19 protein-coding genes are annotated in these 18,268 nt (G+C 73.7%); 9 read left to right on the forward strand and 10 right to left on the reverse strand.

The annotated features are described in order from the left end of the window. Positions 1-32 precede the first annotated feature (32 nt). Positions 33-1,316: an MFS transporter gene (locus ACFPZJ_RS21540; RefSeq protein ID WP_381024036.1), complete on the forward strand. Its 1,284-nt coding sequence runs from the start codon at positions 33-35 to the stop codon at positions 1,314-1,316. Here ACFPZJ_RS21540 and ACFPZJ_RS21545 read toward each other — a convergent pair. Then, positions 1,200-2,243 (reverse strand): GlxA family transcriptional regulator, encoded by a 1,044-nt coding sequence (locus ACFPZJ_RS21545; RefSeq protein ID WP_381024039.1) that lies wholly within the window; start codon positions 2,241-2,243, stop codon positions 1,200-1,202. The genes ACFPZJ_RS21540 and ACFPZJ_RS21545 overlap by 117 nt on opposite strands. Before the next feature lie 71 nt (positions 2,244-2,314). Here ACFPZJ_RS21545 and ACFPZJ_RS21550 point away from each other — a divergent pair, with 71 nt between their 5' ends. Next, positions 2,315-3,625, forward strand: a complete 1,311-nt coding sequence (locus ACFPZJ_RS21550) for an MFS transporter (protein ID WP_381024041.1) — start codon at positions 2,315-2,317, stop codon at positions 3,623-3,625. 17 nt (positions 3,626-3,642) lie between these two features. Here ACFPZJ_RS21550 and ACFPZJ_RS21555 read toward each other — a convergent pair whose 3' ends face one another. From ACFPZJ_RS21555 to ACFPZJ_RS21570, 4 genes are all read right to left on the reverse strand, one after another. Continuing rightward, positions 3,643-4,287: a flavin reductase family protein gene (locus tag ACFPZJ_RS21555; protein ID WP_381024044.1), complete on the reverse strand. Its 645-nt coding sequence runs from the start codon at positions 4,285-4,287 to the stop codon at positions 3,643-3,645. Positions 4,288-4,327: 40 nt separating this feature from the next. Beyond that, complete coding sequence (locus ACFPZJ_RS21560) at positions 4,328-5,149, reverse strand: enoyl-CoA hydratase/isomerase family protein (RefSeq protein WP_381024047.1); 822 nt, start codon at positions 5,147-5,149, stop codon at positions 4,328-4,330. A gap of 7 nt (positions 5,150-5,156) precedes the next feature. Continuing rightward, the gene (locus ACFPZJ_RS21565) at positions 5,157-7,382 is read right to left on the reverse strand and encodes an acetate--CoA ligase family protein (protein ID WP_381024050.1); all 2,226 of its coding nucleotides are present in this window, start codon (positions 7,380-7,382) and stop codon (positions 5,157-5,159) included. Between the two features lie 432 nt (positions 7,383-7,814). Next, a complete protein-coding gene (locus ACFPZJ_RS21570) occupies positions 7,815-9,017 on the reverse strand; it encodes a flavin-containing monooxygenase (protein WP_381024053.1) in 1,203 nt (400 codons plus the stop codon). A gap of 375 nt (positions 9,018-9,392) precedes the next feature. On the opposite strand from ACFPZJ_RS21570, the gene ACFPZJ_RS21575 reads away from it, so the two are divergent. The 4 genes from ACFPZJ_RS21575 (at position 9,393) to ACFPZJ_RS21590 (ending at position 12,031) form a co-directional block, all read left to right on the forward strand. Continuing rightward, positions 9,393-9,842, forward strand: coding sequence for a DoxX family protein (locus ACFPZJ_RS21575; RefSeq protein WP_381024055.1), 450 nt, complete (start codon positions 9,393-9,395; stop codon positions 9,840-9,842). Next, positions 9,842-10,330: a Zn-ribbon domain-containing OB-fold protein gene (locus tag ACFPZJ_RS21580; RefSeq protein ID WP_381024057.1), complete on the forward strand. Its 489-nt coding sequence runs from the start codon at positions 9,842-9,844 to the stop codon at positions 10,328-10,330. The genes ACFPZJ_RS21575 and ACFPZJ_RS21580 overlap by 1 nt, the downstream gene beginning before the upstream one ends. Before the next feature lie 39 nt (positions 10,331-10,369). Continuing rightward, positions 10,370-10,972 carry a GNAT family N-acetyltransferase gene (locus tag ACFPZJ_RS21585; protein WP_381024060.1) on the forward strand — a complete coding sequence of 201 codons (603 nt, stop codon included), beginning with the start codon at positions 10,370-10,372 and terminating at the stop codon, positions 10,970-10,972. A gap of 129 nt (positions 10,973-11,101) precedes the next feature. Then, complete coding sequence (locus ACFPZJ_RS21590; RefSeq protein ID WP_381024063.1) at positions 11,102-12,031, forward strand: GNAT family N-acetyltransferase; 930 nt, start codon at positions 11,102-11,104, stop codon at positions 12,029-12,031. A gap of 38 nt (positions 12,032-12,069) precedes the next feature. Here the strand turns inward: ACFPZJ_RS21590 and ACFPZJ_RS21595 are convergent, their stop codons facing one another. The 3 genes from ACFPZJ_RS21595 to ACFPZJ_RS21605 form a co-directional block, all read right to left on the reverse strand. Further along, a complete protein-coding gene (locus ACFPZJ_RS21595) occupies positions 12,070-12,732 on the reverse strand; it encodes a pyridoxine/pyridoxamine 5'-phosphate oxidase (RefSeq protein ID WP_381024065.1) in 663 nt (220 codons plus the stop codon). Beyond that, entirely contained in the window at positions 12,716-13,174 is a 459-nt protein-coding gene (locus ACFPZJ_RS21600) for a pyridoxamine 5'-phosphate oxidase family protein (RefSeq protein ID WP_381024068.1), read from the reverse strand. The genes ACFPZJ_RS21595 and ACFPZJ_RS21600 overlap by 17 nt, the downstream gene beginning before the upstream one ends. Before the next feature lie 76 nt (positions 13,175-13,250). Continuing rightward, complete coding sequence (locus ACFPZJ_RS21605; protein WP_381024071.1) at positions 13,251-14,414, reverse strand: thiolase C-terminal domain-containing protein; 1,164 nt, start codon at positions 14,412-14,414, stop codon at positions 13,251-13,253. 138 nt (positions 14,415-14,552) lie between these two features. Here ACFPZJ_RS21605 and ACFPZJ_RS21610 point away from each other — a divergent pair, with 138 nt between their 5' ends. Both ACFPZJ_RS21610 and ACFPZJ_RS21615 read left to right on the forward strand, forming a co-directional pair. Further along, positions 14,553-15,740 (forward strand): acyl-CoA dehydrogenase family protein, encoded by a 1,188-nt coding sequence (locus ACFPZJ_RS21610; RefSeq protein ID WP_381024074.1) that lies wholly within the window; start codon positions 14,553-14,555, stop codon positions 15,738-15,740. Continuing rightward, positions 15,737-16,213: a nitroreductase family deazaflavin-dependent oxidoreductase gene (locus ACFPZJ_RS21615; RefSeq protein WP_381024077.1), complete on the forward strand. Its 477-nt coding sequence runs from the start codon at positions 15,737-15,739 to the stop codon at positions 16,211-16,213. Before ACFPZJ_RS21610 ends, ACFPZJ_RS21615 begins: the two co-directional genes overlap by 4 nt. A gap of 24 nt (positions 16,214-16,237) precedes the next feature. On the opposite strand, the gene ACFPZJ_RS21620 is transcribed toward ACFPZJ_RS21615, so the two are convergent. Continuing rightward, positions 16,238-16,861, reverse strand: coding sequence for a LysE family translocator (locus tag ACFPZJ_RS21620; RefSeq protein ID WP_381024079.1), 624 nt, complete (start codon positions 16,859-16,861; stop codon positions 16,238-16,240). Positions 16,862-16,943: 82 nt separating this feature from the next. Here ACFPZJ_RS21620 and ACFPZJ_RS21625 point away from each other — a divergent pair, with 82 nt between their 5' ends. Then, positions 16,944-17,396, forward strand: a complete 453-nt coding sequence (locus tag ACFPZJ_RS21625) for an Lrp/AsnC family transcriptional regulator (RefSeq protein ID WP_381024082.1) — start codon at positions 16,944-16,946, stop codon at positions 17,394-17,396. Between the two features lie 104 nt (positions 17,397-17,500). Here ACFPZJ_RS21625 and ACFPZJ_RS21630 read toward each other — a convergent pair whose 3' ends face one another. Next, on the reverse strand, positions 17,501-18,136 hold the full coding sequence (locus tag ACFPZJ_RS21630; protein WP_381024649.1) for a TetR family transcriptional regulator: 636 nt from the start codon (positions 18,134-18,136) through the stop codon (positions 17,501-17,503). Between the last annotated feature and the right edge of the window lie 132 nt (positions 18,137-18,268).

An 18,268-nucleotide genomic window follows, 5' to 3' on the forward strand; every position in this document is an offset into this window, starting at 1 on the left:
GCGTTGTCGGCGGCGGCCCCTACCGTCGTCGCATGACCTACCGCGATGTCGTCTCCCCGCAGGTCCTGGCCTGGTCCCTGACGGCCGTCGCCTCCCGGCTGCCGGTGGCCATGGCGCCGCTGGCGCTGGTCTTCCTGGTGCGCGAACGCCCGGGCGGCTACTCGCTGGGCGCGATCCTCGCGGCGGCCTACGTGGTCGGGGAGATCGTGGGAGCGCCGCTGCTCGGGATGCGGCTGCGGCCGGACCGGGCCCGGCCCCAGCTGGCCGCGGGACTGGCGGCCGGATCGGCCGGCTTCGCGGGCCTCGGGCTGTGGCCTGACGCGCACGCCGCGCTGCTCGCCGCGTTCGCGCTCCTGGCCGGTGGCGCGCCCGCGGGGGTCGCCGGCGGGCTGCGCACCCTGCTCACCACCCTGGTCCCCGAACGGGCCGTGCAGCAGGCGCTGTCCACCGAGTCGCTGCTGATGTCCGGTGTCTGGGCCGTCTCCCCGGCGGCGGTCACCGGACTCGCCCTGGGCGTCGCCCCGCGTGTCCCGCTGCTTCTGGGGGCCGTCCTGATGGCCGTGTCGGTGGCGGGCCTGTGGTTCCTGCCGGCCGGCTGGGCGTCGGGCGGCGCGGACGGGAAGAGCCCGGCAGGCCCGTCACGGGCACGTGCCCTGGTCGGCGCCTGGCCGGTGTTCGTCACCGGCGCAGCCAGCATCACCCTGCTCGGCCTGGCCGAACTCGTCCTGCCCGCGCTGCTGGAGCAGCGCGGCATCGAGGTCGGCTGGGCCGGACCGCTGCTGGCCGGACTGGCGGTGGGATCGGGACTCGGGGCGTTCCTGTACGGGCTGCGTGCCTGGCCGGGGCGGCTCGGCACGCGCAGCGCGGTGCTGATGTGCGGGATGTCGGCCTGCGTGGTCGTCGCCGCCTTGTCACCCACCACGGCCGGTATCGCCGCCGCCCTGGTGGTCGGGGGCATGCTCCAGGCCTGTGTGCTCGTCACCCGGAACCTGTCGCTGCGCGAGGCGGTGCCGCCGGAGGCCGTGGCCGCGGGCTACTCGGTCATGTACGCGGCCGCCAGCGCGGGTTACGCCGCCACCGGCTCCCTGGCCGGTCTGCTGCTGAAGGTCACGGCCCCTTCGACGGCGGTCCTGGCCGGCGTGGGCCTGGCCCTGGTGCTGACGGCGGCCGGCTGGTGGGGAGAGGTCCGCCCGGCCGGCTCAACCGCGCGCGGCGACCGGCCCGTCGGCCGCTTCGCCGACGCGCCTAAGGCCGTTGCTCCTGGCCCGGAAGGTCCGCCGATACGCGGTGGGGGTGACGCCGAGCGCCGCCTGTAGGTGCTGACGCATCGACTGGGCCGTGCCGAAGCCGGCGTCGCGGGCCACCCGGTCGACGGACAGGTCGGTGGACTCCAGCAGGTGCCGGGCCCGTTCCACCCGCTGCTGTGTGAGCCACTGCCCCGGGCTGACACCGACCTCCTCGCGGAAGCGGCGCGTGAAGGTCCGTACGGACATGGACTCCTGCGCGGCCATGTCCCGCAGCTGGATCGGCTTGTGCAGGCGCCCCAGCGCCCAGGCGCGGGCGGTGGTCGTGGACGCCTGCTGCGGGTCGGGCACCGGCCGCTGGATGTACTGCGCCTGCCCGCCGTCGCGGTGCGGCGGTACGACCGTGCGCCGGGCCACGTCGTTGGCGACGGCGGCGCCGTGGTCGCGGCGCACGATGTGCAGGCACAGGTCGATGCCGGCCGCCACACCGGCGGAGGTCAGCACATCGCCGTCGTCGATGAACAGCACGTCCGGGTCGACCTTGACCCGCGGGAACATTCGCTGGAGGCGTTCGGCGTCGGCCCAGTGGGTGGTGGCCGGGCGGCCGTCGAGGTAACCGGCGGCGGCCAGTACGTAGACACCGGTGCAGATGGAGGCCAGCCGGGTCCCGGGCCGGATGTGCGCGAGCGCGTCGGCCAGCTCGTCGGTCAGCACGCCCTCCTCGTGCACCGGGCCGAGCTCGTACGACGCCGGCACGATGACGGTGTCGGCGGTGGCCAGGGCCTCCGGGCCGCTGGCGACGTGGATGGCGAAGTCCGCGTCCGTCTCGACCGGCCCCGGTGGCCGGACCGAGCAGGTGACGACCTCGTACAGGTGCCGCCCCCGGGCGTCCTTGGGGCGCCCGAAGATCCGGTGCGGGATGCCGAGTTCGAACGGGAGCAGCCCGTCGAGGGCCAGGACGACGACGCGGTGCGGGCGGAAGTCAGCGACCGGATCCATGGCCCGATCCTAACGAATGCTGTCCTCCGGGCCACTCGATGGGAGTGATCGCGGACCGGAAGCTTGAGGACGTGACCCAGACAACCGAAGCCGCGACGCCCGTAGAGGAAACCCGGTCCTTCCGGCCGACGCGCATCCACAGAGCGTGGTTCGTCGCCGCCGTCACCTTCGTGACCATCATCGGCGCCGCCGCGTTCCGTTCCCTGCCCGGACTGCTCATCGACCCGCTGAACCAGGATTTCGGCTGGTCGCGCGGCACGATCGGCGCCGCCGTCTCCGTCAACCTGGCGCTGTACGGGCTGACGGCTCCCTTCGCCGCGGCGCTGATGGACCGCTTCGGCATCCGCCGGGTCGTCGCGGTGGCCCTGACGGTGATCGCGATCGGCTCGGGCACCACGGTGTGGATGACCTCGGCCTGGCAGCTCATGCTCTGCTGGGGTCTGCTGGTCGGCCTCGGCTCCGGCTCCATGGCGCTGGCGTTCGCCGCGACGGTGACGAACCGCTGGTTCACCGAGCGGCGCGGCCTGGTCAGCGGCATCCTCACCGCCGCCTCGGCCTCCGGACAGCTGATCTTCCTGCCCGTGCTGTCCTGGATGGTGGAGTCGTACGACTGGCGCCCGGCCGCCGTCACGGTGGCCCTGGCCGCCCTCGCGGTCGTGCCGTTCGTCTGGCTCCTGCTGCACGACCATCCGGCCGACATCGGCCAGAAGCCCTACGGGGCGAAGGAGTTCGTCCCCAAGCCGGTGCCGGTGCCGGGCGCCGCGCGCCGGGCGCTGACGGTGCTCTTCTCGGCCGTGCGCACCGGCCCGTTCTGGCTGCTGGCCGGCACCTTCGCGATCTGCGGAGCCTCCACCAACGGCCTGATCCAGACGCACTTCGTGCCCGCCGCCCACGACCACCACATGCCGGTCACGACCGCCGCCTCCCTGCTCGCCGTCATCGGCGTGTTCGACGTGGTCGGCACGATCGCCTCCGGCTGGTTCACCGACCGCTTCGAACCGCGCCGCCTGCTCGCGGTCTACTACGCCCTGCGCGGCGTCTCCCTGCTCTTCCTGCCGATCCTGCTGGCGCCGAGCGTCCACCCGCCGATGCTCTTCTTCATCGTCTTCTACGGCCTCGACTGGGTCGCCACCGTGCCGCCCACCCTGGCCCTGTGCCGGGAGCAGTACGGCGAGGACAGCGCCATCGTCTTCGGCTGGGTCCTCGCCTCCCACCAGGTCGGCGCCGCGGTCGTCGCCTTCCTCGGCGGCGTCGCCCGCGACACCTTCGGCTCGTACGACGTGGTCTGGTACGCCTCCGGAGCGCTGTGCGCGGCGGCGGCGCTGATGGCCCTGGTGATCCGGCGCCGGCCGGCGGCGGCCGGCGCGCCTGTCGCCGGCTGAGGTCCCCTTCGCCGAACCTACTGCGCCGGTCCCTCCGCGGGCAGGGGCGCGAGGCGGGCGAACCGCCCCTGATGGAAGACCAGCGGATCGCCGGTGCCGGCGGCCTCGCCCGTGCCGAGGGCCGCCACCCTGCCCACCACGATCAGGTGGTCGCCGCCGGTGTGGACGGCGTGGATGGTGCAGTCGATCCAGGCGAGGGCGCCGGTCAGGCGGGGGGAGCCGGTCACCGGGGCGGCGTCGTGGGCGACGCCCGCGAACTTGTCCGTGCCGCTCACCGCGAAGGCGCGGCACAGCGCGGACTGGTGGGCGCCCAGGACGTTCACGCAGAACACCCCGGCGCGGGCGATGCGCGGCCACGTCGTCGACGTACGGCCCACCATGAAGGCGACGAGCGGCGGGTCGAGGGAGAGGGAGGAGAAGGACTGGCAGGCGAAGCCGGCGGGGGAGTCCTCGTCCCGCCCGGCCGGTGCGGTGACAACGGTCACGCCGCTCGCGAAGTGCCCCAGGACGCGCCGGAACTCCCGCTGGTCCACGGGCGCCCGCTCGTTCTCGCCGACGCACCGCAGGTCGGGGCGCGGCAGCGCGGGGAAGGGTTCCGGGACCGGGGTCCGGGCCGACCTGAGGTAGCGGACGGCGGCTTCGGCCATTCCTGCTTGTCCCATCACGCACCCATTAAAACTGACGGAGCGTCAGACGGGAAGGTCAGCAGCCCCGGTACGCGGGGGTTGTGCGGGCCGTGAAGCCCGCCAGGCCCTCCTGGGCGTCCTGCGTCGTCATGTTGATCTCCTGTGCGGCGGCCTCGGCGGCGAAGGCGGTGGCGCGGTCGGTGTCGAGGGAGGCGTTGACGAGCTGCTTGGTCAGCACGAGGGCGCGGGTCGGGCCGATGGCGAGGCGGTCGGCCCACTCGCGGGCCGTGCTGTCCAACTCGGCGTCAGGCACGACCCGGTTGACCAGTCCCAGGCGCTCCGCCTCCGCCGCGCCGAGCGCGTCGCCGAAGAACATCAGCTCCTTCGCCCGCTGCGGCCCCACCAGCCGCGGCAGCAGGTACGCGCCGCCGCCGTCCGGCACGAGCCCGCGCCGGACGAACACCTCGATGAACCGGGCCGACTCCGCCGCGAGGACGAGGTCGCAGGCGAGCGCGAGATGGGCGCCGAGGCCGGCCGCCGTGCCGTTCACGGCGGCGATCACCGGCTTCTCGCAGTCCAGGACGGCCGCGATGAGGCGCTGGGCGCCGAGGCGGAGGGTGCGGGCCACGTCGCCGGGGACCCGCCGGTCGGCCGAGGCTGAGCCCCGCAGGTCCGCGCCGGCGCAGAAACCCCGGCCCGTCCCCGTGAGCACGACGGCTCGCACGTCCGGGTCGGCGGACGCCTCGGACAGCAGTCGGATGAGGCGTTCACGCTGGTCAGGGGTGAGGGCGTTGAGGGATTCGGGCCGGTTGAGCGTGATGCGGCAGACCTGGTTGTCAGTGGCGTGCTGTACCCATGATTCAGCGGAATTTCCGGGCACACGGGGGGAATCAGGCATGTTCATCTCAGCGGCACACCGCCAGCACGTCCAGCGCCACGGCGCCCTGTCCCCTGGGCAGCACCATCAGTGGATTGATGTCGAGTTCCGCGAGCTCGTCCCCGAGCTCCAGCGCCATGCGCTGCACCCGCAGGACGACCTCGACGAGCGCGTCGAGGTCCGCCGGGGGACGCCCCCGGACCCCGTCGAGGAGGGCCCGCCCGCGCAGCTCGGCGAGCATGCCCCGCGCCTGCTCCTCCCCGAAGGGCGGTACGCGCACGGCCGTGTCGCGCAGTACTTCGACGAGCACCCCGCCGAGCCCGACGGTGACGGTCGGCCCGAAGAGGTCGTCGTGGGAGACGCCGACGACCATCTCGACGCCCTGCTCGACCATCTGGCAGACCAGGACGCCGTCCAGTGCGATGTCCTCGTAGCGGGCGATGTCGGTCAGCTCCCGGTAGGTGTCCCGGACCTGGCTGGCCGAGGTCAGGCCGATCCTCACCAGGCCCAGCTCGGTCTTGTGGGCGATCCTGGCGCCCGAGGCCTTCATCACCACCGGGTAACCCACCTGCCCCGCCGCCCGCACGGCCGCCGCCGCGCTGGTCACCAGCTGTTCGCGCGGCACCCGGATCCCGTACGCCCGCAGCAGCTGCTTGGCCGCGTGCTCGCTGAGCTGCCGGCCCGGGTGCATGAGTGCCCGGGCCTTGCGGAAGGACGGCGAGGGGGTGCGCGGCGCCTCGTCGAAGGGGGAGCGGTAGCCGCTGACGAACCGGTGGTGGTCGAGGTAGGCGCGGACGGCCGTGAGGCAGTTACCGACGGTGCGGAAGGTGGCCACGCGCGAGGAGCCGAGCAGCACCTCCCGGTAGGCGGGTTCGGTCCCGACCGGCGACCCCCACACCACGCACACCAGCTTGTCGGTCCGCTCGGCCGCGTCCACCAGGTCCCTGACGAGCCGGTCGCTCAGCGGCGGGAAGGGGCCGGTGACCGGGCAGACGAGTACGCCCACCTCGGGGTCGGCGAGGATCGCGTCGATGATCCTCCGGCCGCGCCGGTCCCCGACCGGATGGCCCCCGTTGTCGACCGGGTTGGCCACGGACAGGTACTCGGGTATCCACTGGTGCAGCTCCGCCTGCCTGGCCTCGGACAGCACCGGCAGTTTCAACCCGGCCCCGGCCGCCAGGTCGGCGACGTGTGCGCCCGTGCCACCCGAGATCGCATAGACCACGACCCCGTCGGTGCGCGGCGGCCGGGCCCGCGCCAACAGGGCCGCGGTGTCCTGGAGTTCGTCGAGGCCGTCGACACGGACCACGCCGAACTGCCGCATCGCCGCGTCCACCACCGCGTCCGCGCCGGTCAGCTTGCCGGTGTGTGAGGCGGCGGTGCGGGCGCCGGTGTCGGTGCGGCCCACCTTCACCGCGACGACCGGCACCCCGCGCCGGGCGGCCCGGTCGGCGGCCAGCAGGAAGGAGCGTCCGTCCTTCAGCCCCTCGACATAGGCGGCGATGGCGCCCACCTCGGGTCGTTCGGCGAAGTAGGAGAGGAAGTCGGCGGTCTCCAGGTCGGCCTCGTTGCCGGTCGGCGCCCAGTGCGAGAGCCGGATGCCGAGCTCCTGGAGGGCGAAGACGGGCCGTCCCTGGTGCCCGGACTGGGTGATGAGCGCGATCGCGGGCCCGTCGAGGTCGTCCCGGAACCGCTCGAAGGCGTTGAGGTTGGTGTTCGGGCCCAGCAGCCGCATCCCGGACCGTGCGGCGACGGCGGCCAGTCGGGCCTGGGCGGCGGCGCCCTGCGGGCCGGTCTCCGCGAACCCGGAGGCGAAGACGACCGCGAACCTCGCCTTGGCCTCGGCGAGTTCCTCGACCACCGGAAGGGGGTCACCGACCAGCACGACCGCCACATCGACCTGCTCGGGCAGGTCGGCGACGGAAGGAAAGCAGGGGATGCCGAAGACGGTCGGGCGGCTCGGATGCACGGGGTGCAGCCGCGCGCCGACCCGCCCGGCCCAGTCGAGCAGCTTCCGGGTGATGTCGGTGTTCGGCCGTCCCTCGGCGTCCGAGGCGCCGATCACGGCGACGGACTCGGGGCGGAAGAAGCGGTCCAGGTCGGGAACCTCGGCGTGCAGCGGGCGCCCGCTGACATCGAGGTCGCCCACCTCGGCCGGCCTGCCGTGCACGGCGGGCCCGGGCCGCTCGCCACAGGCGATGGCCCGGGCCCGTCGGGAGTCGGTGGTCAGGGTGCCGTGAGTCGATCCAAGCATCGCTCCGCCCGCTCCTGTGAGACAGCTCGAAACAGCGAATAGCTGATGCTCCGTCAGATTACAGAACTGACAGACCGTCAGGAATGGCTGTGCGGGCAGGAAAGGAAAGTCGAGGAGCGGGCGGAGGCGGGCGGCGGGGGAAGCCGGACAGGGGGTGAGGCGGGCCGGGCGAGGCTGGGAAGCAGGCCGGACGGAAGAGGCGCGCCCCGCGCCGAGGAGAGCCGGCCGAGCCGGGGTGCGGGGCGAGCATGGGTGCGGGGCGAGGTCAGTGGCGTGCCTGAGCCGGGGTGCGGGGCGAGGCCAGGAGCGCGCTCGTGCCGAGGGAGCCGGCCGAGTCGGGCAACGGGTCAAGCCGGGGCGTGAGCCCAGGTCAGTAGCGTGCCCGAGTCGGGGGCGGTCGAGTCGAGGAGCGGGCGTGGTTGCCGGGGTGCCTCAGACCGGCAGTCGGGACAGCGTGGCCGCGCCGTCCTTGGCCAGTGCCTTCGCGATCTTCCGGGCGTCGATCGCCAGTTCGCGGAGCATGCCGCTGATGGGGTTGGTGAAGCCGGTGAAGTACAGGCCGGGCGCGTCCGGTGGGGTGCGGGCTCCCTGTACGACTGGCTTGCCGCGCGCGTCGAGTACGCCGAGGTGGCCTACGAGACCCTCCAGGCCGCGGACGTACCCGGTGGCCGCGATGACGGCGTCCGGTTCGACGCGGCTGCCGTCGGCGAGGGCGACCTTCCCGTCCTCGAAGCTCTCCACGGCCGCGACTATCTCGACCCTGCCCTTGCGCACGGCGTCGATCAGGCCGACGTCCTGCACGGGGACCGCGCCTTCGGCGACCCGGCTGAGCAGGCCGGTGTCGGGGCGGGGCAGGCCGTGGGCCGACAGGTCCGGCGTGCTGAGTCTGGCCAGCGGCCGGGCGAGCCCGTCCACGAGCCGCACGGGCAGGCGCCGTACGAGCACGCCCGAGTACTGGGCGGCCCAGCCCGCGGTCGAGCGGCGCACGATGTGCGGGACGGTGCGCACCGCCAACCGCACCCGGGAGGCGCCGCCCTCCACGAGGTCGACGGCGATCTCGGCGCCGGTGTTGCCGACCCCCACGACGAGGACGTCCCGGCCGGCGAACGGCTCGGCGTTGCGATAGGACGAGGCGTGCAGGAACTCACCGGTGTAGGTGTCGCGTCCGGGCCAGTCCGGGACGCGCGGGGTGTGGTTGTAGCCGGTGGCGACGACGACCGCGGCGCCGGTCAGCTCACGGCCGCCGGTGGCGTGCAGCAGCCAGCCGGTGCCGTCGGGCGCCCGGTCGACGCGGGAGACCTCGACGCCGGTGACGATCTCCAGCCGGTGGTGCTCGGCGTACTTCTCCAGGTACCGGACCACGTTGTCCCGCGAGACCCAGCGGCCGAACCGCCGCGGGATCGGCAGCCCGGGCAGGCTCGACAGGCGCCGGGTGGTGTGCAGGTGCAGCCGGTCGTAGTGACGCCGCCAGGACGCTCCGACGTGGTCGGACTTCTCCAGGACGACCGCCCGTACGCCCTGGGCGCGCAGCGCGTAGGCGACGGACAGGCCGCCGGGGCCGCCGCCGATGACGTAGACGGGGCGGTCGGCGGGATGCGGCGCTGCCGGTGGTACGGAGTCTGTGGAGTCGGGCATGAGCGCGAGCGTAGCCATGCACCTGCTTGATGGGTATCGGTCAAGACCGGAATCGGTTGCGGATTGATCACGGCTGTGGGAGGAGGGGGTGGGGGTCGTGGGGGCGGGGGCCTTGTTGTGGGGGGTCGGTGAGGGGCGCGGGCGCCGGCTGGGACGGCAAGGTGGGGCTGGGCGCGGATGTCGGCGATCTCGTGGCAGTTCATGGCCGACGCACGGCTGCACCGTCGGGACACGGCTTCACCGTCGCCCGTGCGGTCCGCCCGCGGTCGCCGCCGATGCCGACACCGCCGCTGACGGCGCCGCCGCCGGTCTCTTGCGAAACCGGCCCGGCTCCGCTGAACTGACGTGCCGTCAGGTAATGAGTGGGGGGCGCCCATGGACACGATCTGGCTCACCGGTGCCGAATGGCTGGCCGTGTTGCGCGTCGGGCTCGGGCTGTGGTGGCTGGAGAGCTGGCGGCACAAGGACCGCAAGGCCTGGTTCGAGCGCGGCACCGGCATTCTCTGGGCGGCCGAGGTGGCCGCCCAGCACCGCTGGGGCGCGGTCCGTTCCGGCTTCGACCGGCTCGTGGCGCCACGTCCGCGCACGATGGCGTACGTCGTCGTCTACGCCGAACTCGCCCTGGGGCTGGGCCTGATCACCGGGTTCCTCACCCCGGTCGCCCTGGCGGGCGGACTGCTCCTGAACCTCTTCTACCTCATCCTCATGATCCACGACGTGGCCGAGCAGGGGCAGAACGCGATGATGGCGCTGATCTCGGTGGTCGCGCTGTTCGGGATGTCGTGGCAGACGTGGTCGCTGGACGACGCGCTGGGAATCCTCTGATGGCCGGGCGCCACGACCTCCCGGAGGTGGACCCCTTCACCCGTACGTATTGGGACGCGGCGGCCGAGGGCCGGTTGCTGATCCGTCGCTGCGGCGCGTGCGGTCACGCCCACCACTACCCGCGCGAGTTCTGCCCGCACTGCTGGAGCGAGGACGTCACCTGGGAGCGCGCGAGCGGCCGGGCCACGCTCTACACCTGGTCCGTCGTCCACCGCAACGACCTGCCGCCGTTCACCCACCGCACGCCGTATGTCGCCGCCGTCGTCGACCTGGTCGAAGGGCCGCGGATGATGACGGAGATCGTGACGGCGGGCGAAGCGGAACTGCCGCCCGGGACGGAGCCGGTGGGGCAACCGGCAGCCGGGACAGAGGTGGAGGGCGGACCGGTGACCGTGACGGAGCTGGAAGGGGGACTGCGGGCCGGAACGGAGCTGGAGGTGGTGTTCCGGGAGGGGGTGCCCGTGTTCCGGGTCCGCGGGCACGCATGACGCCGTGGCCCGGGGAGACCGATGGGTTTGAATGACTCAATGGCCCCCACACGAAACCGTTCCCGGAACCGTCCCCTCCCCGACCCGTGCGGCCACGGCCTCCGCCTGCGTCCCTGGGACCCCGCGTCCGACGCGGACGTCGCCGCGTGGCTGCGCGGCAACCAGGACCCGGAGTTCCGCCGCTGGAACACCCCGGTCCGGACGGTCACGGACCTCGCGGACGCCCGGGAGTCGCTGCGCGCCCGGGCGCGGGCCGCCGCGGAGGGCACGTCGGTGTCGTTCCGGATCACGGACGCAAAGAGCGGTACGACGCTGGGCCACATCGGCGTCAACGAGATCAAGCCCGTTCTGAGGATCGCGCGCGTCGGCTACTGGGTGCTGCCGGAGGCGCGCGGCCGGGGCGTCGCCACGCGGGCCCTGCTGCTCGCCGCGCGCTGGGCGTTCGAGGAACTCGCGGTGCACCGGCTGGAGCTGGACCACGCCGTCGGCCACGCCGTCTCGTGCCGGGTCGCGGAGCGTTGCGGGTTCCGTTACGAGGGCACCCTGCGCGCGGCGGTCTTCGAGGCGGACCGGCACGACGCGTTCCGGGACGCCCACCTGCACGCACGACTGGCGACGGACCCGGAACCGGCGGGCGCGTAGGGTCCCCGAGGTGCCTGACGACCGCCGGCGTGACGCTCACCACCCGCCATCACCGATCAGCCCTCGGGATGGGCCTCGTCCGGTCCTCGCCGCTGACCGGGCACTGGGAACGACCCCATGATGGGACGCATGCGCTCCCACGACTGCGGTGACTCCGGCGGCTCCATCACCCCCGACGGCTTCAGTGACGCCAGCGATCTCGACGGCTCCGACCACTGGTGTCTCACCCACGACCTCGACGACTTCCTGTCGCGGGCGGGCGCGTTCCTCCGTTCCCGGCCGGCCGAGCACACCGTCCCGCTGACCGTCACGGAGACGCTCCGCACCCGCGGACCGCACGTGTACGGAGACGGCGTACCGGAGTTCGGTGTCCTGGAGCGGGACGGTACGGTCCGGGCGTCCCTCTTCCGCACGCCGCCGCACTGGCTGAACCTCACCGCCCTGACCGGCGAGGAGGCCGACGCCCTCGCCGCCCGGCTGGCCGCCGTCGGGCAGCGCCTGCCGGGGGTGAACGCCGAGCAGGACACCGCCGCCGCCTTCGCCGAGGCCTGGCAGCGGCACACGGGCGTCACGGTCACGCTGCGGCAGCGCCAGCGGCTCTACCGGCTCGGCACGCCGACCGTGCCGCAGCCCCTGCCGCCCGGCCGGCCCCGGGTCGCCGGCGCGGCGGACCGTGAGCGACTGGTGCGCTGGTGCGAGGAGTTCGGCGAGGCCGTCGGCACGGGCACCGTCCAGGACGCCGCCGCGTGGGCGGACGCCCGCATCGAGCGCGGCGGCGTCACCTTCTGGGAGACCCCCGACGGCACCCCCGTCGCGATGGCCGGGACCACCCCCAAGGTCGCCGGCCAGGTCCGTGTCGCCGGCGTCTACACCCCGCCCCGCCTGCGCGGCCGGGGCTACGCGGGCGCCGCCACCGCCGAGGTCAGCCGGGCCGCGCTGGCGGCCGGGGTGCGCGAGGTCCTGCTCTTCACGGACCTGGCCAACCCGACCAGCAACGCGCTGTACCAGCGGATCGGCTACCGTCCGGTCGCGGACTTCGCGGTGTACGACTTCACCTAGGGGCCGATCTCACCGGAGGCCCCCGGGACCGAGGCCGCTCACGGCCACAGCAGTTCCCTCGCCCACCCTTCCTGGTCCCGCCGGTACCGCAGCCGCACATGCCGTCGCGCCGCGTCGCCCTGGAAGAACTCGGCCTCCTGTGGCCGCAGCCGGTACAGGGTCCAGGACGGTACGGCGGCCTCCGGCTCGCGGCGGGCCCGTTCCCAGGCCGCCTCGGAGGCGTGCCGCAGGTCCTCCAGGGAGTCCAGGACCTCGCTCTGGCGTCCGGTCAGCGCGGCGGCCAGGGCGCCGGTGGAGCGGGCGTGCAGGTCGGCCCGGGCCTCCTCGGGCGGGGCCACCCTCACCGGCCCCCGCACCCGGACCTGCCGGCCCAGCACGGGCCAGTAGAAGGCGAGCGCGGCGTACGGCCGTGCGGCCAGCTGGCGGCCCTTGCGGCTGCCGGCGTGGGTCGCGAAGGACCAGCCGTCCGCGTCGGCGCCGTGCAGCATCACGATCCGTACGTCGGGCAGGCCCGCCTCGTCCGCCGTCGCCAGGGAGACGGTGTGCGGCTCGGGCTGCCCGGCCGTCACCGCCTCCGCGAACCACTGGGTGAACAGCGACAGCGGGTCGGCGGGCGCCGCGCCCGGGTCGAAGGGCGGCAGGTCGGTGACGGCCGGGTCCCACACCCGCAGGGACCTCAGCAGCTCAGGAAGATCCGGCATCCTCCGGAGCGTAGTCGGAGAGCGAACCGAGGTCGGAGGACACCCAGCGCTCGGGGCGCATCCGGAGGACCACCTGCTCGCCGTGGTTCTTCCAGGAAAAGTCGACGTAGGCGTCGACCTTGTCGGCCGGGAGGTAGCGCGCGGAGATCTCCCGGAGCTGCTCCAGCGTGGCGGGGGTCGTCTCGACCACCGGCCCCTCCACCGACACGTACCGGATGGTGGGCTCCAGCCGGTCGACCATCAGCGAGAAGCGGCCGGCCTCGCTGATCAGCGTGTTCTTGCGGGAGTCCAGCCCCGTCATGATCCAGATGTCGCCGCCGGGCTCGTACTGGTACCAGATCGGCACGGTCAGCGGGGCCCTGCCCGGTCCCGCGTCGACCGCCAGCGCGGCGATGTGCGGTTCGGCCAGGAACTTCTCGCGCTCTGCACGGCTCAGCGCCATGTCGGTCTCCTCCGGCGGTTCGGGCGTCACTGACCTTGCGCCCATGTCAACACCGGCCGGGCGGGCGGGTGTTCCCTCATTCCCGGCCCAGTACCACCGTTCCCGAGGAGCAGAACCAGCCCCCGGTGCCGGAAGCCACCCCGAGGCGCGGTGGCCCGCCGTCCCGCCCCCGCACCTGCCGGGCACCCGCCTCCCCCCTGAGCTGCCGTACCGCCTCCACGAGCAGGAACAGGCCCCGCATCCCGGGATGCTGGGCCGACAGTCCGCCGCCGTCCGTGTTGACCGGCAGGTCCCCGCCCTCCACCCTCAGCCGTCCCGTCCCGACGAACGCCCCGCCCTCTCCCTTGCCGCAGAACCCGAGGTCCTCCAGCGTCACCAGGGTCATGTAGGTGAAGGCGTCGTAGATCTCCGCGAAGTCGATCTCCGCCGGCCGCACCCCGGCCCGTCCGAAGGCCAGCCGTCCGCTCACCGCCGCGGGAGACGTGGTGAAGTCCGGCCACTCGGACAGGGCCGCGTGCGAGACGTGCTCCCCGGTCCCGAGCACCCACACCGGCGCCGTACGGCAGTCCCGCACGTACTCCCCGGACGCCAGCAGCACCGCCGCGCCGCCGTCGGAGCGCAGGCAGCAGTGCAGCTTGGTGAAGGGGTCGGCGATCATCGGGCCGGACAGAACGTCGTCCACGGTGATCGGGGCGCGGAACATCGCCTCCGGGTTCAGCGCCGCGTTGGCCCGGGCCTGGACCGCCACCTGGGCCAGCTGCTCGATCGTCGTGCCGTACTCGATCATGTGGCGGCGGGCCGCCATCGCGTACTTGGCGATCAGGGTGTGGCCGTACGGCACCTCGAACTGGGCGGGCCCCCGGGCGCCGAAGGACAGGTTCGCGGTGCGGCGGCCCGCCCGGATGTCCGCGCGGGCCGTGGAGCCGTAGACGAGCAGCACCGCGCGCGCGTGCCCGGCCGCGATCGCGTCGGCCGCGTGGGCCGCCATGACCTCCCAGGTGGCGCCGCCGACCGAGGTGGAGTCGACCCATGTGGGGCGCAGGCCCAGGTACTCGGCGACCTCCACCGGCGCCAGGGCGCCCAGGCCCGCCGAGGCGAAACCGTCGACCAGCTCCCGGGGGAGTCCCGCGTCGGCCACGGCCCGGCGGGCGGCCTGGGCGTGCAGGGCGTACGGTGTCGCGTCGTCCACGCGCCCGCAGTCGGAGAGGGCCACGCCGACGACGGCTACGTTCCTGGACATGGATCTGACGGTACATCAGATATGGGAGGGCCGGCAGGTGTCCGGACGTCCGGCAGGTGTCCTACCCCTGGGCTTCCCCGCCCCGTCGCCCTAACATGACGATCCGTCAGGTCCGGCGAGATCCTCCCGGAGGCCGTCATGGACGCCCGCTTCACCGCCGAGCAGGACGAGATCCGCCGCACCCTGCGCGAGCTGCTGCACAAGCGGTGCGGTTCCGAGGAACTGCGGGCCGCCGTCGACACCCCGGCCGGACACGACCCCGCCCTGTGGACCGCCCTCGCCGACCGGCTCGGCCTGCCCGGACTCGCCCTCCCGCAGGCGTACGGCGGTGTCGGCTGCTCGGCGACCGAACTGGCCCTGGCCTGCGAGGAGACCGGCCGGGTGCTCGCCCCCTCGCCGCTGCTGGCGACCGCCGTCCTCACGGCGCCCGTCCTGCTGGCCCTGGGCACCGCCGCCCAGCGCGCCGACCTGCTGCCCCGTCTCGCCTCCGGCCGCCTCACCGCCGCCCTCGCCGTGCCGGGCACCGCCCTGACCACCGCCCTCGCGCTCACCGGCGGCAACGGCGGGGACTGGGCGGGCGGCGGCCGCGTCGGTGGGGTCCAGGCCCGGCGGACGGAGGACGGCTGGCGGCTGTACGGGCAGGCCGGCCAGGTTCTCGACGGGCACGGGGCGGGACTGCTCCTGGTCGCCGCCCACACCGGGGGCTTCGCCCGCTCCCGCGTCCTGCTGTTCCTCGTCCCCGGCGGGGCCGCCGGGCTGGTCCGGACACGGCAGACGGCGCTGGACGCCACCCGGCCGCAGGGCCGTGTGCAACTGCGCGACGTGAAGGCTGAGTTGCTGGGCGAGGAGGGCGCGGACGTCCTGCCCGCGCTGGCCCGTACCGGCGACACCGCCGCCGCCGTCCTCGCCGCCGAGGCCGTCGGCGCCGCCGACCGGGTACTGGAGCGGACCGTCGAGTACGCCGGTCAGCGGGAGCAGTTCGGGCGGCCGATCGGTTCCTTCCAGGCGGTGCAGCACCGGCTGGCCGACGTGTACGTCCGACTCCAGGCGGCCCGCTCGGCGGCGTACTACGCGGCCTGGGCCACCGCTCACACCGAGGAGCGGGTGGGCGGCCTCGCCCTCGCCCAGGCGCTGGAGGCGCTGCGCACCGCCGCGGCCGAGGCGATCCAGGTGCACGGCGGGATCGGCTTCACCTGGGAGCACGACGCCCACCTGTACCTCAAGCGGGCGGCGGGCGACGAGCTGCTGTTCGGGCCGGCGCACCGGCTGCGGGCGTACGCCGCCGACGCGGCGCACCTGTTCGGAGCGGGCGGGGAGGCCGTGTGAGGGGGACGGGGGCGAGGTTCGTGCAGCGGGTCTCGTCGACCCGGGGCTTCGCGCGGGCCGCCCCGTACGTCGTGCCCGCGCTGGACCGCGCCGTCCACCGGCTGACGCGCGGCAGGGTCCTGCTCAGCGCACGCATGCTGCCGGGTCTGGTGCTCACCTCGACCGGCGCCAGGAGCGGGCTGCCCCGCCGTACTCCGCTCGCGTGCATGCCCGAGGAGGGCGGGCGCGGCTGGCTCCTCGTCGGATCCAACTTCGGCCGGCCCGGCCACCCCGCCTGGAGCCACAACCTCCTCGCCCACCCCGACGCCGTGATCAGCTTCAGGGGCCGGGACATCCCGGTCACCGCCCGGCTGCTCCAGGGTGAGGAGCGTGCGGTGGCCTGGCAGGCCGTGCTGGGGTTCTGGCCGCCGTACGCGGCGTACCAGGCGCGGGTGGAGCGGGAGATCCGGTTGTTCCGGCTCGTCCGCAGGTGATCACAGTGCCGTCCCGGCTGTCCCCTACAGCGTCGCCAGCCGCTGCACCAGCATGAACGCTCCGATGCCGAGCATCGCCGCGCCCGAGGTGCGCACCACCGCGCGGGCGGCGGCCGGGCGGGCGCCGAGGACGGCCCGTGCCGCGACACCGACCGTGAGGTAGACGGCCGCGCAGCACCCCATGTGGAGCAGTCCCAGCACGCCGGTCTGCACGGGCACCGGCAGACGGGCGCCCCCGGTGGTCAGGAACTGCGGCAGGACGGAGAAATAGAGCAGCAGGCCCTTGGGGTTCAGTCCGCTGATCGTGGCCCCGCGCAGGAAGGCCCGGGCACCGCCCGCCCCCACGGCCTCCTCGGCCGCGCCCGGGGTGCCCGGCCGGCGCAGCACCCCCCAGCCCAGCCACACCAGGTACGCCGCCCCCGCCACCGTCAGCGCGGTGAGCAGCGCGGGCGAGCCCGCCACCAGCACCGCCAGCCCGGCCGCCGCCAGCACGGTGTGCAGGGCGTACCCGGCCACCAGGCCCGTCACCGCCGGCACCACCGACCGGCCGCGCAGCCCGGTCGAGATCGTGTACGCCCAGTCGGCACCCGGCACGCACACCAGCAGCAGGTCCAGAGCGAGGAAGGAGAGAAGGGATCCCGAGTCCATGCTGGGGACATTAGGCGGATTCCGCCCGAAGGTGTTCCTGAATTTGCCCCGCTTTCTCGAACAGCGAGGCAGAATCTTCTCCATGGACGACATGGACCGGAAAATCCTTGCCGAGCTCCAGCAGGACGGGCGGCTGACCGTGACCGAGCTGGCCGCGCGGGTGCGGCTGAGCGTCTCGCCGTGCCACCGGCGGCTGCGGGAGCTGGAGCGATCGGGGGCGATCAGCGGCTACCGGGCGGTCGTGGACCCGTCCGCCGTGGGGCTGACCTTCGAGGCGCTGGTCTTCGTCTCCATGCGGCAGGAGGACCGCGAGACGGTCGCCGAGTTCGAGAAGGCGGTGAGCGAGGTGGCCGAGGTGCTGGAGGCGCAGCGGCTGTTCGGGGAGCCGGACTACCTGCTGCGGGTCGTCGCCGCCGACCTCGCGGCCTACCAGCGGCTGTACGACGAGCGGCTCGCCACCCTGCCGGGCGTGCAGCGGCTGACGTCCACGCTGGTGATGAAGCACGTGGTGAAGGACCGGCCGCTGCCCGCGTAGCACGGCCGGCCGGGAAACGCGACAGGCGGCGGTCCACTCGGGTGAACCACCGCCTGGCAGACAGGACTTGGGACGGGACAAGAACCGGCGTGGGGCCGGCCGGGTTACTTCGTCGGCTTTCTCCCGGTGACGCCGAGGTACACCAACAGCGCGAGGTTCGGTTTGAGTTCGGCCTGCTTCACACCCCAGGAGGAGAAGCCCTTCTGGTGCGAGGCGACGGCCGCGAGCATCGCGACGATCGAACCGGCGACGGCCGCCGGGTTCACGTCCTTGTCGACCCGGCCCTTGGACTGCAACTCGGCGACGGTGTCCGCCAAGGAGTTGTTGACCGAGTTGAGGATCTTCATGCGGATCTTGTAGAAGCGCTTGTCGCCCTCGGCGGCACCGAGGTCGACGACGCGCAGGATCGCCTCGTTCTGACGCCAGAACTCCAGGAATCCGTCGACGAGTTCCTGCGCGGTCTGCCAGCCCGCCTTGCCGGCCCAGGAGCGGCCCTCCAGCAGCCGCGTCAACCCGGCGCCCTCGGCGGCCATCTGCTCGGCGATCTCCAGGACGGCACCCTCGACGTCCGGAAAGTACTGGTAGAAGGTCGCGGGCGACGTCCCCGCCTTCCGGGCGACATCGATGACCTTGACGTCCCGGTACGGAGAGGAACTGAGCATCTCACTGAGGCAGTCGAGCAGCTTCTGCCGGGTCGCCTGCCCACGCCGACCGGCCACGCGGCCGTCGACGGTACGCACTTGTCCTGTCATGCCGTCAGCTTACCGAGGCGTGATCGGGGCGCGATTCGGCCGACTGCAAATGGGGTGTGCGGGGCTGTGGGGGCTGTGTGCCTGGTCTGCGGGCCGTGGACAACGCGGTTACTTTGGCGG

This window comes from Streptomyces bullii (assembly GCF_042657145.1).
GTDB lineage: Bacteria > Actinomycetota > Actinomycetes > Streptomycetales > Streptomycetaceae > Streptomyces > Streptomyces bullii.

Excerpts from the sequence above, each read along its gene's own strand:
- ACFPZJ_RS21560 (WP_381024047.1), bottom strand. The coding sequence starts at position 5,149 with ATGCCTGATTCCCCCCGTGTGCCCGGAAATTCCGCTGAATCATGGGTA.
- ACFPZJ_RS21605 (WP_381024071.1), bottom strand. The coding sequence starts at position 14,414 with ATGTCCAGGAACGTAGCCGTCGTCGGCGTGGCCCTCTCCGACTGCGGG.
- ACFPZJ_RS21540 (WP_381024036.1), top strand. The coding sequence starts at position 33 with ATGACCTACCGCGATGTCGTCTCCCCGCAGGTCCTGGCCTGGTCCCTG.
- ACFPZJ_RS21610 (WP_381024074.1), top strand. The coding sequence starts at position 14,553 with ATGGACGCCCGCTTCACCGCCGAGCAGGACGAGATCCGCCGCACCCTG.
- ACFPZJ_RS21545 (WP_381024039.1), bottom strand. The coding sequence starts at position 2,243 with ATGGATCCGGTCGCTGACTTCCGCCCGCACCGCGTCGTCGTCCTGGCC.
- ACFPZJ_RS21600 (WP_381024068.1), bottom strand. The coding sequence starts at position 13,174 with ATGGCGCTGAGCCGTGCAGAGCGCGAGAAGTTCCTGGCCGAACCGCAC.
- ACFPZJ_RS21555 (WP_381024044.1), bottom strand. The coding sequence starts at position 4,287 with ATGGGACAAGCAGGAATGGCCGAAGCCGCCGTCCGCTACCTCAGGTCG.
- ACFPZJ_RS21625 (WP_381024082.1), top strand. The coding sequence starts at position 16,944 with ATGGACGACATGGACCGGAAAATCCTTGCCGAGCTCCAGCAGGACGGG.
- ACFPZJ_RS21575 (WP_381024055.1), top strand. The coding sequence starts at position 9,393 with ATGGACACGATCTGGCTCACCGGTGCCGAATGGCTGGCCGTGTTGCGC.
- ACFPZJ_RS21565 (WP_381024050.1), bottom strand. The coding sequence starts at position 7,382 with ATGCTTGGATCGACTCACGGCACCCTGACCACCGACTCCCGACGGGCC.
- ACFPZJ_RS21580 (WP_381024057.1), top strand. The coding sequence starts at position 9,842 with ATGGCCGGGCGCCACGACCTCCCGGAGGTGGACCCCTTCACCCGTACG.
- ACFPZJ_RS21585 (WP_381024060.1), top strand. The coding sequence starts at position 10,370 with ATGGCCCCCACACGAAACCGTTCCCGGAACCGTCCCCTCCCCGACCCG.
- ACFPZJ_RS21595 (WP_381024065.1), bottom strand. The coding sequence starts at position 12,732 with ATGCCGGATCTTCCTGAGCTGCTGAGGTCCCTGCGGGTGTGGGACCCG.
- ACFPZJ_RS21620 (WP_381024079.1), bottom strand. The coding sequence starts at position 16,861 with ATGGACTCGGGATCCCTTCTCTCCTTCCTCGCTCTGGACCTGCTGCTG.
- ACFPZJ_RS21570 (WP_381024053.1), bottom strand. The coding sequence starts at position 9,017 with ATGCCCGACTCCACAGACTCCGTACCACCGGCAGCGCCGCATCCCGCC.
- ACFPZJ_RS21590 (WP_381024063.1), top strand. The coding sequence starts at position 11,102 with ATGCGCTCCCACGACTGCGGTGACTCCGGCGGCTCCATCACCCCCGAC.